The sequence below is a fragment of the Bowmanella yangjiangensis genome (assembly GCF_017255015.1).
GTDB classification, from domain to species: Bacteria; Pseudomonadota; Gammaproteobacteria; order Enterobacterales; family Alteromonadaceae; genus Bowmanella; species Bowmanella yangjiangensis.
In genome coordinates this window covers 200753-216818 of sequence record NZ_JAFKCS010000001.1, presented here as the reverse complement: position 1 = coordinate 216818, position 16066 = coordinate 200753, and the positions used below count along the sequence as shown (strand labels likewise).

The 16066-nt window shown below is 50.1% G+C and carries 15 protein-coding genes; 7 read left to right on the top strand and 8 right to left on the bottom strand.

Translation table 11 applies throughout. The features are described 5' to 3' along the window. Positions 1–2 precede the first annotated feature (2 nt). The 3 genes from J0A65_RS01015 (at position 3) to ppnP (ending at position 3065) form a co-directional block, all read left to right on the top strand. A complete protein-coding gene (locus J0A65_RS01015; protein ID WP_206592247.1) occupies positions 3–1727 on the top strand; it encodes a GMC oxidoreductase in 1725 nt (574 codons plus the stop codon). Positions 1728–1749: 22 nt separating this feature from the next. Continuing rightward, positions 1750–2610 (top strand): sugar phosphate isomerase/epimerase family protein, encoded by an 861-nt coding sequence (locus tag J0A65_RS01010; RefSeq protein WP_232849665.1) that lies wholly within the window; start codon positions 1750–1752, stop codon positions 2608–2610. Between the two features lie 140 nt (positions 2611–2750). Further along, positions 2751–3065: a pyrimidine/purine nucleoside phosphorylase gene (ppnP, locus tag J0A65_RS01005; RefSeq protein ID WP_206592246.1), complete on the top strand. Its 315-nt coding sequence runs from the start codon at positions 2751–2753 to the stop codon at positions 3063–3065. On the opposite strand, the gene J0A65_RS01000 is transcribed toward ppnP, so the two are convergent. Both J0A65_RS01000 and J0A65_RS00995 read right to left on the bottom strand, forming a co-directional pair. Next, on the bottom strand, positions 3062–3301 hold the full coding sequence (locus J0A65_RS01000; RefSeq protein WP_206592245.1) for a helix-hairpin-helix domain-containing protein: 240 nt from the start codon (positions 3299–3301) through the stop codon (positions 3062–3064). The two genes, ppnP and J0A65_RS01000, sit on opposite strands and share 4 nt — an antisense overlap. Before the next feature lies 1 nt (position 3302). Further along, positions 3303–3590 carry a hypothetical protein gene (locus J0A65_RS00995; protein ID WP_206592244.1) on the bottom strand — a complete coding sequence of 96 codons (288 nt, stop codon included), beginning with the start codon at positions 3588–3590 and terminating at the stop codon, positions 3303–3305. A 92-nt stretch (positions 3591–3682) separates the two neighbouring features. On the opposite strand from J0A65_RS00995, the gene J0A65_RS00990 reads away from it, so the two are divergent. Further along, positions 3683–4048, top strand: coding sequence for a VOC family protein (locus J0A65_RS00990; RefSeq protein WP_206592243.1), 366 nt, complete (start codon positions 3683–3685; stop codon positions 4046–4048). A 14-nt stretch (positions 4049–4062) separates the two neighbouring features. Here the strand turns inward: J0A65_RS00990 and J0A65_RS00985 are convergent, their stop codons facing one another. The 3 genes from J0A65_RS00985 to J0A65_RS00975 all read right to left on the bottom strand — a co-directional run bounded on the left by J0A65_RS00985 (position 4063) and on the right by J0A65_RS00975 (position 6335). Next, the gene (locus tag J0A65_RS00985) at positions 4063–4746 is read right to left on the bottom strand and encodes a hypothetical protein (protein ID WP_206592242.1); all 684 of its coding nucleotides are present in this window, start codon (positions 4744–4746) and stop codon (positions 4063–4065) included. 30 nt (positions 4747–4776) lie between these two features. Further along, on the bottom strand, positions 4777–5259 hold the full coding sequence (locus J0A65_RS00980) for a YehS family protein (RefSeq protein WP_206592241.1): 483 nt from the start codon (positions 5257–5259) through the stop codon (positions 4777–4779). A gap of 101 nt (positions 5260–5360) precedes the next feature. Next, a complete protein-coding gene (locus J0A65_RS00975; protein WP_206592240.1) occupies positions 5361–6335 on the bottom strand; it encodes a helix-turn-helix transcriptional regulator in 975 nt (324 codons plus the stop codon). A 99-nt stretch (positions 6336–6434) separates the two neighbouring features. On the opposite strand from J0A65_RS00975, the gene J0A65_RS00970 reads away from it, so the two are divergent. Then, the gene (locus tag J0A65_RS00970; protein ID WP_206592239.1) at positions 6435–7094 is read left to right on the top strand and encodes a glutathione S-transferase family protein; all 660 of its coding nucleotides are present in this window, start codon (positions 6435–6437) and stop codon (positions 7092–7094) included. Positions 7095–7106: 12 nt separating this feature from the next. Here the strand turns inward: J0A65_RS00970 and J0A65_RS00965 are convergent, their stop codons facing one another. The 3 genes from J0A65_RS00965 to J0A65_RS00955 form a co-directional block, all read right to left on the bottom strand. Beyond that, positions 7107–8900 (bottom strand): putative bifunctional diguanylate cyclase/phosphodiesterase, encoded by a 1794-nt coding sequence (locus J0A65_RS00965; RefSeq protein WP_206592238.1) that lies wholly within the window; start codon positions 8898–8900, stop codon positions 7107–7109. 157 nt (positions 8901–9057) lie between these two features. Further along, positions 9058–10152: a helix-turn-helix transcriptional regulator gene (locus tag J0A65_RS00960; RefSeq protein ID WP_206592237.1), complete on the bottom strand. Its 1095-nt coding sequence runs from the start codon at positions 10150–10152 to the stop codon at positions 9058–9060. A 46-nt stretch (positions 10153–10198) separates the two neighbouring features. Further along, a complete protein-coding gene (locus J0A65_RS00955) occupies positions 10199–11695 on the bottom strand; it encodes a CYTH domain-containing protein (protein ID WP_206592236.1) in 1497 nt (498 codons plus the stop codon). 215 nt (positions 11696–11910) lie between these two features. Here J0A65_RS00955 and J0A65_RS00950 point away from each other — a divergent pair, with 215 nt between their 5' ends. Both J0A65_RS00950 and putA read left to right on the top strand, forming a co-directional pair. Next, complete coding sequence (locus J0A65_RS00950; RefSeq protein WP_206592235.1) at positions 11911–12471, top strand: TIGR04211 family SH3 domain-containing protein; 561 nt, start codon at positions 11911–11913, stop codon at positions 12469–12471. A gap of 344 nt (positions 12472–12815) precedes the next feature. Further along, positions 12816–15980 carry a bifunctional proline dehydrogenase/L-glutamate gamma-semialdehyde dehydrogenase PutA gene (gene putA, locus J0A65_RS00945; protein WP_206592234.1) on the top strand — a complete coding sequence of 1055 codons (3165 nt, stop codon included), beginning with the start codon at positions 12816–12818 and terminating at the stop codon, positions 15978–15980. Positions 15981–16066 lie beyond the last annotated feature (86 nt).

The following is a 16066-nucleotide window of genomic DNA, read 5'->3' as shown; positions in this document are numbered from 1 at the left end:
AGATGCAAGAGAATATTGTGCAAAGCACTGATGATGAGTTTGACGTTCTGATTGTCGGCTCTGGGGTGACCGGTGGCTGGGCCGCCAAAGAATTCTGCGAGGCCGGTTTTAAAACCCTGCTTATTGAACGTGGCAGGTTAGTTGAACACCGAAAAGACTATACCACCGAGGGCAAAGGTCCCTGGGAATACCCGACCCGCACCGTGGCGGAAAACTTGCTGGTAGACCAAACCCAGGCTATTCAAAAACAGTGTTATGCCTTTAATGACACCAGCAAGCACTTTTTCGGCAATGATCGTGACCTGCCCTACAGCACGGAGCCAGGTACCAGCTTCAGTTGGATCCGCGCTAATCAATTGGGCGGCAAGTCGCTGCTTTGGGCACGCCAGACTTTCAGATTCAGTGAGTATGATTTCACTGCCAATGCCAAAGATAACCAGGGTATCGACTGGCCTATCCGCTATCAGGATCTGGCCCCCTGGTATGACTATGTGGAAACATTTGCCGGTATTTCCGCGGCTCAGGATAATCTGCCGCAATTGCCAGACAGCATTGCCCAACCGGCCTTTGAATTAACTAAACCTGAGCTGGATTTTCAGACCAGTCTGGCTGAGCATTTTCCAGATAAACCTATGGTGGTGGGGCGCTGTGCTCACTTAACCCAGCCCAGTAAAATCCAGTTGGAGCTTGGTCGGGTTACCTGCCAGGCGCGCAGCGAATGCTATCGTGGCTGTTCTTTCGGTGCCTATTTTTCCACCCAGAGTGCCACCCTGCCCGCCGCAGCCCGCACCGGCAATTTACATATCGCCCCCAACAGCGTGGTACATAGTCTGATTTACGATGATGCCAAACAGCGGGTGACCGGTGTGCGGGTAGTCGACAATGACAATCTCAGCCAACGCGAATATCGCGGCAAGATAGTGTTCTTGTGTGCATCCACTTTAGGCTCCACACAGGTGCTGCTGAATTCCACCAGCAAGCGCTTCCCCAACGGCTTGGCCAATTCATCCGGCGTACTGGGGCGTTACCTGATGGATCACAATTACAATGCCTGGGCCTCAGCCCGTATTCCAGGTTACGAGGATGAATATTACCGGGGTCGTCGACCTACCGGCATTTACATCCCCAATTCGCATTTCGAGCCGTCCCGTTATCATAAGGACTTTAAGCGTGGTTATGCCATAGCCGGTGGAGCTACTCGCGGCAGTTGGCAAGGTATGAGTCAGCAAGATGGTTTTGGCGCTGACTTTAAACAGCGTTTGACCCAGGCAGGTCCCTGGCAAATATGGATGGGTGCGCAGGGCGAGATGCTGCCGCAAGCGGATAACCAAGTGGGTCTGCACCCCAGTAAAAAAGATAAGTGGGGCATTCCGCAATTGCACTTTAACTGCAAATGGTCGGATAACGAGCTGAGCATGATGCAGCATGCCGCCGAAACTATGCATAAGATGCTAGCGACTGCCGGTTTCGAGTCTATCCGTTCACAGGCCACCACCGCACCGCCAGGTCTGGCCATTCACGAAGTGGGTACCGCCCGCATGGGTAACGACCCTAAACAGTCGGTGTTGAATAAATACAATCAGGCTCATGATGTACCCAACCTGTTTGTCACCGACGGAGCCAGTTTTTGTTCATCCGGGGTGGTTAATCCCACCCTGACCTTTATGGCATTGACTGCCAGAGCGGCACACTATGCCATTGACCAAGTTAAATCCGGGCGCTTGTAGCGCCAAGTGCAAAGGAAACAATATGAAAATTCGTCCATTGATGAGTGCGCTTTTATGCCTTCTCCCTTTTACCGCAGCTCAGGCGGCAACAGAACTGCCCAAGATCAGCGTGCAGCTGTGGTCGGTTAAGGATGATATTAAAAGTGATATTGACGACACCCTAAGCAAACTGGCTGCCATGGGCTTTGATGGCGTGGAATTTGCCGGAAACTTTGGCCCTTATGCTGAAAAACCGGCAGCCCTTAAGGCCAGGATGGATGAACTGGGTTTGGCCTGCTCCGGCGCACACATTGGCTTTGACGCCTTAAACGAAGCCAATCGTTATCGCACCCTGGCTTTTTATCAGGCGCTGAACTGCCCTACCTTGATTGTACCCTGGGACGAACGGGCCTTCGCAGCTGAAACCGTTAAGCAAACCGTAGCCGATCTCAATGCCTTCTATCCCCTGGTCAGTGCCTACGGCCTGCATTTTGGCTATCACAACCATGCCCAGGAGTTCTCTACGGGTGGACACGGCAGCAAAACCTTATGGGACTATATCGCTGCTAATACACCAGATGATTTAGTGCTACAGCAGGATGTAGGCTGGAGCTATTTTGCCGGTTACAACCCGGCTGAGTATGTGCGCGCCTACCCTGGTCGTACGCTAACCACGCACTACAAAGCCAAGTTGCGAGACAGCGACAAAGGCAAAAAGGTCCTGATTGGTCAGGACGGTATCGACTGGCAATCCCTGCTAAGCGCCAATATTGAGGTAGGTGGCACCCATTGGTTAGTGGTAGAGCAAGAGGAATACCCTGATAACCTAACCCCCATGCAGGCAGTAGAGAAATCCAAACAAGGTTTGGATAACGAAATCAAACGCTGGAAAGCCAAGCACTAGAAGGCGTTATAACCTTCTAGTAGCAAGCTAAACATAACGATATTGACCCACATCTCGCTTAGCGGCACATTGAACGCGCGCCGCTAAGCGAGCGGTAAATCACTAACTGTTCAAGTCTGTATCGCATCCAAGGAGTCTGCATGTCCCAGTTTGATAATGTGTCGGTAATACGGGAAGCCAATATCTATTTCGATGGCAAAGTCACCAGCCGTACTGTGTTGTTTGCCGATGGCACCCGCAAAACCTTAGGTGTTATGCAACCGGGCGAGTATGAGTTCTCTACTAGCGAGAAAGAGTTGATGGAAATACTGGCTGGCAGTCTGCAAGTTAAACTACCAGGTGAAGACTGGCAGCAAATTAACGCTGGTCAGCAGTTTTATGTATCGGCCAATGCCGCCTTCCAGCTGAAGGTAGAGACAGTCAGTGATTATTGCTGTAGCTATCTGGCTGACTAATCCAGCGACTGCTGCGCTCTGGCAATGGCGGCTGCTACGGCAGCCAGTGCCTGCGGGCTGTTTTTCCAGCAGGTGGTCCCCAACATCGAGGCAACACGCTGTGCAATAGTTTGTGGTTGATAACCTGCCAACATGGCAAACGAATCGATACCGATTTCTTCAAATCGTTTCACTACGGTAGGTCCCACCCCTTTTACGGCCAATAAAGCTTCTCTTTCCTTCACGCTAAACGCCATATTATTGCTCCTTTTCCTCGTCATCCGTGCTTTGTAGCTGTCCGTTAGCTTTATGATACTTACGCTCAGTCAAATGCCACAGTACCCAAGCGAAAACCAGCCCAGCCACAGGCCAAACCAGCAAATGCACCAATACGGCTTTGGAAAACCACCCACCAGCAAAAGGCTGGTTGATATACAGCATAATCAGCAGCATTGGCAGGGCCCAAGCCACACCGTTAGTCAGAACAAAGCGCATCTGTCCTTTAGCGCGGGTTTGCTGCCAAGCCTCACGTTCTTCTACTCTCAATTGCTTTCCTCTCAGATATCGCATGCATTGTGGATTCAACTTTGCCAAACGCCAGTCTACACTGAACCCAACTTACAGGAACGGTATATGACATGAACAAACAAAAAGTAATGGGCATAGGTGGCTTGTTTTTCAGAAGCCAAAATCCTAAAGCACTGGCAACCTGGTACAGCGAAAATCTGGGCATCGACATTATGCAAGGTATCTGGATACAGCAAACCGGTCCCACAGTGTTTATGCCGTTTTCGGCAGATACGGATTACTTCCCAGCCAAGCAGAACTGGATGATCAACTTTCGCGTAGACGACCTGGATGCCATGTTGACTCAGTTGGCCCAGGCAGGCATAGAAGCCGAAACCCGGGCAGAATGGGATTCCGACATTGGTCGCTTCGCCCGTATTTATGATCCTGAAGGAAATCCCATTGAGCTTTGGCAGCCAGCCCATAGTTCTGAGTGACTTGAGCCTGCCGGTTATTCCTTATAAGGCTTCAAACCATAGTCATTGGCTAAGTCACCAGAGCACTGGCTCTCTGCCAGGGTATTTTCCACCTGCTGGCGCATCTGCTTATCCTGTACTTGGCCGAGACTACTCTCACCATTTAGGGCCTTAATGGTGTCCATGTATAGGGCTTCCATTTGCTGGCGTTTAGACTTGGGAAACAGCGCCCAGGCGGTGTTAGACATGATGCCCAATGCACCTTCCAACTGCTGTCCGTCAAAAATCTTTTTAACGTTATCGACATTATCCAGCACTGGGACGGGTATGGGATTTTTAGTGGCATGGGATGCCGTATCCTTAAGTCCGCTCAATAGCCTTTCATAAATATATATGGCCCCGTCGCGTTCCTGGGTATTGAGTTTGGCCACTTGATCATCCAGTCCCGCCAGTTGGTCACGCTGTTCCTGATAACGTTTTAGTACCGGATGGGTTTTGCAATCATCCTGCTCATCGTCTTTGCATAGTAAAGCACACTGGTTAGGGCAGTTGTAGGTGCCCATACCCACTCCAAGTGCGGCGCATGACAGCTCACAATCCGGGCCTTTCTGCACCCCAGATTTACCAAACCAGCTACGGCAGAGCGACGACGGCTCAGCCGCCTCGGCCAATGAAGCAAAAAAACTACTTAGCAGTACTAAGGTAACGACTAACTTCATACCTGCAACATCCTTGTTTATTGAGTGAGACTACTGTGGGTAAACGCTATGGTCCTGAGGGCGCAAACGGCGCTGCACACCGTTTAAAAAGTTACGCAGGATCTGGTCTTTGCATTCGCGGTAATTTTTGTGGTCGGGCTTTCGGAAAAAGGCACTCAGCTCGTGCTTACTTAAACGAAAATCCACCAATTGCATGGTCTCCAGAATATCTTCGGCCTTCATATTCAGTGCAATACGTAGCTTCTGGAAGATCACATTATTGGTCAGGCGTGGCAAGGTTTGAGGCGTCTCCCCTTCACGTTTACCGCGCTTAATATTAATCAGGCCATCCAGATACAAGCCCAACTCGGCATCGCTTAAGGCAACAAATTGCGCATCATCGTCTTTTCTCAGCCAGTTATGCAGTTGTTGAACCGACACCTTATGATCCGCCGCCGCGAACACCTCCACCATGGCATTGTCTTTAAAATCAAAGGCGTAACGAATGCGCCGTAAAATATCGTTGTTGGTCAAAGTAGATCCTAGTAAGTTTCAGCGTGTTCAACACAAACATGCGGGCAGCAAGTATAACAAGGCCCGTTGAATGGGTCGACGGCAGGAAGCGCTGAGCCTCTCTACTTGCCTGAGCAGGAATACAGCTTAGCCAGGGCCATTGTCATTTGCTGCATTTGGGTTCGCAACGCCTCCGGTGACAATACCTCCAGCTCTGCCCCTAGTCGCAAAAGCTCGCTGGCACTGTGAAAAACTGAACCTACCGGGATCTGCATTCGTTGCCAGCCCTGACAGTCTGGCTCGCCTATATCGATACAGCGCTGCAACTGATAAGACGATAAGAAGGCTTTCAGCCACCTTCGCCCCTGCGGCGAGATTTTCACCAAAGCGGTTTGGTTGTATAGGTCGTCTTCCATTCGCTGCAGGCTCTGCTGCCAATAGGCTGGCAAATTGAAATCAGGCGGCCGGGTGAAGTGCTCGCTGAGCACCTCAAGCTCAAGCATACGTGCAACCCGGTATGTACGCACGTCCTCTTCAACCTGACCGGCCAAATACCACTGACCACTCTTTTGCACTAATCCCAGCGGCGCAATCACCCTGACGTTTTCCGCCTTCCAACTGCGATAACGCACACGAATTTTATGTTGATTGCGCACGGCATCGGCCAGGGTAGCCAGATAGGGCGGTTGATCGGCCTCACTAAACCAGGCTGGTGCATCAAGATGAAATCTGTTGCTCATGCGCTCGGCTCCACTGCGCTGAGCTGCAGGCAGTGCAGCCAAAAGTTTTAACTGAGCATCAGACACCGCGCTGCCCAGCCCCAGATCGGCAGCCTGCCCCGCCAGCCCCAACATAAACAAGGCTTCAGCTTCATCACCCGACAAGCCGTTAAGCTGTGTACGGTGCCCGGCTACCAGTAAATAGCCGCCTTCCACGCCGCGCTCACTGTAAACCGGGATCCCTGCACTGCTGAGCGCATCCATATCCCGATAAATAGTACGCACAGAGACCTGACATTCGTCAGCCAACTGCCTGGCGGTGACCCGGCCTTTCGCTTGTAAAGTAATGAGGATGCTCAGTAAGCGGCTGGCACGCATATTTAGTTTTTAAACCTGACACAATCTGACAGGTATGGTGCCTTATTTTGTCTCTGCTGCCATCCCTTTGGCTGATAAAACTTAAACAGGAGAGAAAACATGTCATCAGATAATCTGACGTTTTACCATGCCCCTCAGAGCCGTTCTTCGGTCTCGCTGACCTTACTCGAAGAGCTGCAGGCCCCCTTTGAACTTAAACTGATTAACATTAAGGCCGGGGAACAGCGCCAACCCGACTATCTGGCCATTAACCCCTTGGGCAAAGTGCCAGCTCTGGCACACAAGAGCAAAATCATCACAGAGCAAGTGGCGATATTCTTGTACCTGGCAGACTTATTTCCTGAGGCCAAACTGGCCCCAGCCTTGACCGACCCGACCAGAGGTGAATATCTGCGTTGGATGGTCTATTACGCTGCCTGTTATGAGCCGGCCATGGTAGATAAATTTATGAAACGCGAACCAGCTCCCCAGTCAGTGTCGGTATACTGCGATGAATACAGTATGCTGGAAACCATACTCACGCCGTTGCGTAATCGTCCTTACCTCTTGGGTGACGAGCTGAGCGCGGCGGATATTCTATGGGGGAGTTCTTTTGCCTGGGGTTTGATGTTCGATATGCTGCCACAACTACCAGTATTGACTGGCTATGTTGACAGAATTTGCAATAGAGTCAGCGCCCTGAAAGTGCAAAAACAAGATGAAATCTGGGCGGCGGAGCATCAGGTGCTGGCGGATAAGCAGCAGACACAACCGGCATAAGTGGAAGGCGTGCTATGAATCACCGGCCTTAAGCGGACAGGAGGAGGGCTGATGTTCTTTGCTGCAATGCGGGATATCGGCCTGTGGCTTTTTCTCCAGCATGGTGACAAAAGTCTTGCCGTCAACGGGTTTGGAAAACAGATAGCCCTGATACATATCACATCCCTCGGCATCCAGTATTTGCCGCTGCGCTTCGGTCTCCACTCCTTCCGCTACAGTTTGCAACTTAAGATTACGCCCTAATTGAATAACGGTGCGCACTATCATATGTTCTCGAGAACCGACCTCACAATATTCAACAAAACTCTTGTCGATTTTCAGCACATCCAGCGGCAGTCGAGCAATTTGACTCAAAGATGAATACGCGACGCCAAAATCATCCAGTGAGAGCCGAACCCCCAGCGCTTTTAAACGCTTAAACACGGCAATGTTATCGTCTGGATTTTCCATCATCCAACCTTCCGTTTGCTCAATTTCCAACCACGCAGGTTGACAGCCAGTACGACGAAGTATGTGCTCTAAACTGGAGATAAAATCCATGTGAGCCAACTGCTGGGGGGACACATTCACTGAAACACGGTCCAATTGATAATGTTGTTTCCACTCCACTATTTGTTTGCACACAGACTCCAGCACCCAATTGCCGATGTCGACGATCAAGTGGCTTTGCTCGGCAATAGGGATAAACTCAACGGGGCTGATAGCTCCCAGTTTGGTGTGCTGCCAGCGCAGCAACACTTCGGCGCAATCGACCTTGCTATCAGCAAAAGCCACTTTTGGCTGATACACCAAATGTAACTCATTCTTTTCGATGGCCCGTTTAAGATGATTTTCCAGCTTGTAGCGGCGTAAATTGTTATTCAGCAATTCATTATTAAACAGGCTATAACGCTGCTTACCCTGACTTTTTGCCCGGTACATGGCCATATCAGCATAGCTAAGCAATGACTGTAGCTCCTGAGCATGTTCTGGAAAGCACGCGATACCGATACTGGCAGAGATATAAAAGGATTTGTTCTGTAACCGATAAGGCTCCGCAGACTGGCGTATTATTTCATCAGCCAAGCTTTGAGTCTTTTCCGTCAGGGCATCCTGCTGGTTTAGTAACAAGGCAAATTCATCCCCGCCTAAGTGAAAAAGCTGACAGCTGGGGCTGGTTAGCAGGTTCATACGGTTGGCAACCAAAACCAACAATTGATCACCAATAGAATGCCCTAATTGATCATTGATACGTTTAAAGCCATCCAAATCGACCACCAACAACCCAAAAGAAAGATTGGCTTGCATTAATTGGCCGACACATTCAATTAGCCGTTTGCGATTGGGAAACTTGGTTAAATCATCGGTGCGACTTTCCTGCCAAAAGCGCTGCATCTGTTTGACCGCATTTTGTTGAAAGTAGGTCATTACAGTGGCAAAACTACTAATTACAATAAGTTCCGATACATCCTCTAACAACTCGGCTAGCGCATAGTTTGGTACGCTGGGCAGATAAGCACTGAGCAATAAAACAGCAATACCTATGGGATAGAAACTCCCGGGATAGATAAACAGATAAAGCAGGGGGATAAATAAATAAGCCTCTTCCAGCACTTCCACATCAAGTGGAAAAACAATCCCCACAACGATAATGATGAGGACAGAAAGCAGACTAGCGGCGTGTTTAAGCCAGGAGGTCGTCGCGTAATAGCCAAGGCCAACCAATACTACAAATAACCAATAGCCACTTTGAGCCAGTGAATTCTGCGGCAGCGTCAACAAAAGCAAACAGGTAGTGGTCAAAAACCCTGTAAAAAGCGCCGGCATTAACCAACGCCGGAAAGAATCATTCAGCTTCGTCAGTACGCTTAATCCAGCCTTTTGTATACCTTAAACGAATTTTGTCAGACAAAAAATCTCTTGTTACAAACATCTGAATTATTTATCTTTTTTCACTAATTTAAGGCCTGGATGAGCCAACTGGCTAATGTCCCCCATCTTTACCCATCTGCTCTATGTATTTGACAAATACCCCACTTAGGAACTTTTCGGAATCGAAGCCCAGACGTTTCGCCACAGCCGACACTCGAGCGTCACTGCGCATTAGCACGTTCTTGGCATATTCCAGACGATAGTGGTAAACAAAGGCACGAAAGTTACGGTTTAACAGCTTACGGGTGGCGATAGCCAGGGCGCTGGGATTCACCTTAGCGAGCTCAGCAAACTCTTTGATCCTAAGGCCAATAATCTTATACGCCTTATGCTGAATCATGGCTTTCTCTGCACTATGTAAGATCTCCTGCAAATAGGCTTCACTGTGATGAGGTTCTGAGAGCTGTTTATAGTCTAGCGGAGAAGGTGAATACCGCCGGGACTCCATCAATGTGATGCTGAGGGCAATAAACAGAAAGTAATAGCCAAGATGAATAAACTCCCGCCAGTGGTCAAAAGGTAACAGGTCAAAAGCCACCAGCATGGTCAACACTAGACTAACAAATGCCAGCATAATCAAACCACCGAATAGCTTCACTGCCACCGACATGCGGTAGAAATGCACATCAACCACCTGATCAGACAAATGTGCCTGGTAATCACTGATCTTCTGTTCGACGTTAAAGGCAAGGAACAACACCATGAAATGACACAAGGCCAGGTAGGCATAGAGCGGCCAGTGCGCCGCCAAGTTGCCGAGCAAAGGCTGCTGCAATAACTGTAGCTTATCCTCCAATGGTATTAGCAAAAAGGGGATCTGCAGTAAAACCGCCAAAGAGACGCAGGCCCAAATCGGCCAAACCAGATAAAGGCCCTTTTCCAACACGGTTTTAGCCACAGCCAAAACCAATAGGGCAGCGACAATTACCGGCATACCATTAAACAACCCTGCCAGAAAAGCCCAACGGGATTGACTATCAAAGGACAGTATCAGTTGGTCAGTCAGCAAAGAAGGCAGGAAGAGTATGGCGAGCAGTAATTCCTGCGCATGCGGTAAACGGCTATAGCGCAGCCAGATAAATAGCAACGGAACCAGCCACAATGCCAACGCTGCCAGCAACAGAATTTGAGTTTGACTTAATAGCATGTATGTTCCATTGACCTGGTATGTATCAACCAGGCCGTTCAGCACATCAAGGTTTCCAGTAGGGTTCCATTTTCAGTGCCGCCTTGCGACTTTGTTCCATCACGTCCAGCAGATGGGCCATCTTGTCTTTGCACCAAACCAGTAATTCGTCCTTGTCTTGCACATCGGCCACATCTAACTCAGACTTTAGCAGATGCAAAGCGTTAAGCTCATCTATGCCATCGATGATATCTAACCAGGGTGCGCGGAATTGATCACGGTGTTCAGGGCTGAATAAACCCGCTAAAAACAGTCCATTAAACAAAGTCTGACGCAGCAGAGGTTCACTGGAAATATAGTTCTGCGCGCTAAACTTCTTTTTACGAGGCATGCTTTGACTGATGGCAAACCAGCCTTGTGCCAGCCACCCTCTCGCATGCTCCTGCACAGGCGAAGACCAGGCATTGCCGCTGGCTCGCCAGGGTTGCTCAAATGCCAACGCAGCTAAATCAACCTGTAACTGGCCACTTTGCTGGCGTTGAATCAAGTTGTCCGGTTGATAATGGAGTAACAAACCTTCGTAACGCCCGCGCAGATAACTAAGTAACTCCTCACTTTTTGCCAAGCGCTTACGAAATGGGCCCTTACGGGAACGCAGTGTTTTAATCGCCAGTAAGTTTTCAGCCCAGTACCAGTCGTTATTTAACTGTATCAGCCGGGCTTGCAATTCCAGCAATGTGTCGCACTGTAGCATTGGCAAATACAAACTGATGGCTTGTGATACCAGTTGAATACCCGCGCGCATACCGGCCAGGGCTCTGGGCTTTTGCGTTTCCAGATAGCATTGTTCATGGTACTGCCAGTAATCCATGCCATAATGCACAGCCTTTATAAAGGCCTGCTCCAATGAATCAGACTCCTGCAATACTAGGAAATCCGGCAACGGTTTGGGTGTTAACTCCTGACCCGCCGCCAGCAAATAGCCACGAGCAGCCTTACTAAATGCGCCCAGGCGCAGCGGCATCAAGTCACTCAATTGTCTGGCCAATACAAATATCTCGCCGACATCACCTTTTTTCAGCTCGATTTCCATTTCATTAATTGGCTGCTGATGGGACTCCGTTGCCACCTGTCCTTTGTCATACACCAACTCCAATTCTGTCCCACTTTCAAACACCAATTCGATGGCACAACGCTGAAAATGGGTAGTAAAGAGTGGCACCAGTGCAGACTGTAAGGCCGCTACAGAAACACCGTCGGGAAAAATGCTGGATTCAAATAAACTCAGATCGGGGTATTGGTCTGACAGCTCAACATTGTACTCGGGGCGTTGATGCAATCCGCCCTGGATCTTTCCGGCGGTTTTCAAGGTTTGTTGAAAGCGCCCATCCCGGCCACGCACCCTAAACCCCATATCCATGCCACGCAATTGTTTATCCGGGGTGTCATAGTAGCGATTGGATAGCGCCATCTGACGGCATGAGCTTTGTGCCTGCAGCCCAGGCAGTAGCTTACTTTTCAGCAGTTCGACCACATCAAGGTCACTGCAGACCAGCAATTTCAATTCTATTTCAGTTTCCATGTATACGAATTAAGAACTCGCCAAACCCCAACCTTAACCCTATTGCGGTCAACTTGGCAATTGACCAATCACACCAATCACTTGCCTTTGCGAGGTACAGGCCATACCATCTAAAAAATTTACAACCCGGCTGACTTATTTCTCCCATGTCAAAAATTCGTTCATTTTCTTTAATCATCTGTCTGACAGGCCTGTTTATGCAATCCCCTGTCCTGGCTCAGGAACCCAACGACGCCGATGGTGAAACCGTGTATATCGCGGATGATCTTTATACCTTTATGCATGCAGGTCCTGGACGCAACTATCGCATTTTGGGTTCAGTGACAGCGGGAACTAAGGTCACTTTGTTGCAGAGAGACAACACTGAAGGTTTTGTTGAAATCATCGATGATAAGCAGCGTACTGGTTGGGTAGATTCCCGCTTTATCAATGAAAATCCCTCAGTTCGCGAGGCCATGCCGCAGCTACAGCAAAATTTGTCAGATACACAAGTTGCGCTGCAGGATGCCCAGCAAAAAAACGATCTGCTAAACCAGCAGATTCTCGATCTCAATTCTCGTAATAAGCAAATGCAGTCGAAACTCGATGAACTCCAGACTCGTCACGACAGGATTGAACGTGAGCTATCGAACAAAGACAACAAGGTGCAGCTTGAATGGCTGACCCGCGGCGGCATTATCGGCCTGGTTGGCATAGTGCTGGGCGTAATTGTTATGCTGATCCCCAGAAAACGTCGTCGTAATGATGGCTGGATGTAGACACATCGCCTTTCCAGATCATTCGATCATTTTGTAAAGTTGACTTAACACTGAGTCAGTTTTAGTCGCTAAGCCCGGTCTTTACCGGGCTTATTTATTTGCCCATGCTTAGCCGGAACATAGCCAGAACGCCTGATTTTAAAGGCTTTTAGATACCACTTAGCCACAGAGTTGGTTTACTGTTAGCGGTTGAAAAACGACAGCCCAAAAAAGTACATTGCATTTTGTATACAATAAGCAATCTGGTCTATATACTCCGCGAAAATTAGGTGGGTGTCTGGTTACATAATTCTTACACCCGGTTTTGGTCGGGCCTAAGCCCAGTGTTACTGGAGTGGGTTTTTATGTTTAAAGCCAGCGAACTCTTCAATGACAGCTATCAGCTGCCTCCGCTTGCCGCGTTGCCGGCCATTATCAGCGACAACTATATTGTTGACGAAAACGATTATCTGCAGGAATTGCTAAGCCTGATTCCTTGTGAACAACAAAGTTTGGATGCCATACGTGTTGACGCTACCGCATTGGTAGAGCAAGTGCGTAAAGAGGCCAAAGGCGGCGACGGCATTTCAGCCTTCTTGCAGCAATACAGCCTGGATACTCAAGAAGGTGTCATCCTCATGTGTCTGGCTGAAGCATTGCTGCGTATTCCAGATGCAGGAACGGCTGATGCACTAATTAAAGACAAGCTATCAGGCGCCAACTGGCGTGCACACCTAAGCCAGAGTGATTCCTTATTGGTAAACGCCTCGACCTGGGGCCTGATGCTGACCGGCAAACTTTTCCATTTGGATAAATCTTCCGGGAGTATCAGCGAATCAGTATTCGATCGTATGGTTTCACGCCTGGGCGAGCCGGTAGTGCGTAACGCCATGTACGCCGCCATGAAAATCATGGGTAAGCAGTTTGTTTTGGGCCGCACTATTGAAGAAGCCCTGAAAGCCAGCCGTAAGCAGCGCAAGGTAGGCTACACCCATTCCTATGACATGCTGGGTGAAGCAGCCCTGACCCAAGAAGATGCCGACAAATACTGGACAGCGTACGCCGATGCCATCAAAGCCATAGGTAAAGAGAACATCCGTGACGAATACCCAGCACCGCCAACCATATCGATCAAGTTATCGGCCTTGCACCCGCGCTATGAAGTGGCCTGCGAAGACCGCGTCTTGGGAGAAATGGCCGAGTCGGTAATCAAACTCATCGCCCTGGCACGCAGCCACAATGTCGGGGTGAATATTGACGCTGAAGAAGCCGACCGTCTGGAACTGTCTCTGAAACTTATCGAGAAGATTTACAGAAGTCAGGAAATCCAGGGCTGGGGACAGCTGGGTATTGTGGTACAGGCTTATTCCAAACGCGCCTTGCCGGTATTGATGTGGATTGCCCAACTGGCGAAGGAACAGGGCGATGTGATCCCGGTTCGTCTGGTCAAAGGTGCCTACTGGGATACCGAAATCAAGTTGTGCCAGCAAATGGGCCTGGACAACTATCCTGTCTACACCCGTAAAGCCAGTACTGACGCCAGCTACCTGGCCTGCGCTCGTTTTCTGTTGAGTGAGCATACGCAAGGCGCTATTTACCCTATGTTCGCCACGCACAATGCTCACACTGTTGTTGCTATTCGCCGCATGGCCGGTGAGCGGGAATTTGAATTCCAGCGCCTGCACGGTATGGGTGATGAGCTGTACGACTGTGTACTGGGCCAGTCTGGTCGCACTAATGTGCGTATTTACGCGCCAGTCGGGGCGCATAAGGATCTGTTGCCCTATCTGGTCCGCCGTCTGCTGGAAAATGGCGCCAACAGCTCCTTTGTACATAAGCTGGTTGACCCTAATACGCCGGTTTCTTCGCTGGTCAATCACCCGCTGGAGAGCCTGCAGCATCTGCCGAGTTTGGCCAATGACAAGATTCCATTGCCCACTCAGATTTTTACTAACCGTCAGAATTCCGAAGGTACCAACTTGCATATTGAGTCCATGTTTCAACCCTTTATGAGCGCTGTTACCGGCTTTGTTGGTAAACAATGGCAAGGTGGCCCAATTATCAACGGTAAAACCCTGAACCAGGGGGAATTAGTACAAGTGTGCTCGCCGCAGAACCGCGCGCAGCAAGTTGGTACTATCCACTTTGCTGATGCAAGCATTGCCGAGCAGGCTATTGCCGCCGCCTATCAAGCTTTCCCTGAGTGGAACCGCACGCCGGTAGAAAACCGGGCAGAAGCCTTGGAAAAATTTGCTGACTTGATGGAACAGCATAAGCACGAACTGATCGCGCTGTGCACCCTGGAAGCCGGTAAATTACTGCAAGACGGTATTGATGAAGTACGCGAAGCCGTGGACTTCTGTCGTTACTACGCCATCGAAGCACGCAAGCTTTATGCCTACCATGGCCCATTGGCAGGCCCCACAGGTGAGTTGAACGAGCTATTTGTACAAGGGCGAGGTGTATTTGCCTGTATCAGCCCCTGGAACTTCCCACTGGCCATCTTTACCGGCCAGATCGTAGCGGCGTTGGTCACCGGCAATACCGTTATCGCCAAACCCGCTGAGCAAACCAGTCTGGTGGCCTATCGTGCTGTACAGTTAATGCTGGAGGCCGGTATCCCAGCCGGTGCAATTCAATTGCTGCCAGGCCGTGGCAGTGAAGTCGGCGGCAAACTGTCCAGCGATGAGCGGGTAACAGGCGTGTGCTTCACCGGCAGTACAGATACTGCCAAAGCCATCAACCGCGCGCTAGCTTCACGGGATGGCGCCATTGCCACACTGATCGCCGAAACGGGCGGCCAGAATGCCATGATCGTAGACAGCACCGCCCTGCCTGAACAAGTCGTCAAAGATGCGGTTCAATCGGCCTTTATGAGTGCTGGCCAGCGCTGTTCTGCGCTGCGTGTGATGTATGTTCAGGATGACGTTGCCGAGCGGGTTTTGGATCTGCTCAAAGGCGCTATGGCTGAGCTAAGCGTGGGTAACCCCATCAATTATAAAACTGATGTTGGCCCTGTCATCGACACCCGCGCTCAAAGTTGCCTCAACGAGCATATTGCCACCATCAGCAAAACCGGTAAGCTGCTGGCAACCGCGACCATGCCAGAAGACACAGCGGAAGGTAGCTTCGTGTGCCCAACCGCGGTGGAAATTGGCAGCATCAGTGAACTGCATAAAGAGCACTTCGGCCCTATCCTGCATGTGGTGCGCTATCAGGCAGAAAAGCTGGATCAGGTCATCAACGACATTAACGCCACAGGCTTTGGCCTGACACTGGGCATCCACACTCGCAACGAGTCAAAAGCAGCCTATATCGCTGATCGCGTAAATGTAGGTAATGTGTACATTAACCGTAACCAGATTGGTGCTGTGGTTGGCGTACAACCATTTGGCGGCCAGGGACTGTCCGGTACCGGCCCTAAAGCCGGCGGCCCACACTACCTAACCCGCTTTGTTACTGAGAAAACCCGCACCAACAATATTACCGCTATCGGCGGCAATACCACGCTGCTGAGCCTCGGCGACTAATGATGCCATGGGCCAGGCACTAGCCTGGCCCAACATCACATCCATAACCCGTTACGCTGTCCATTGGCAGAAATGGTACACTAAGC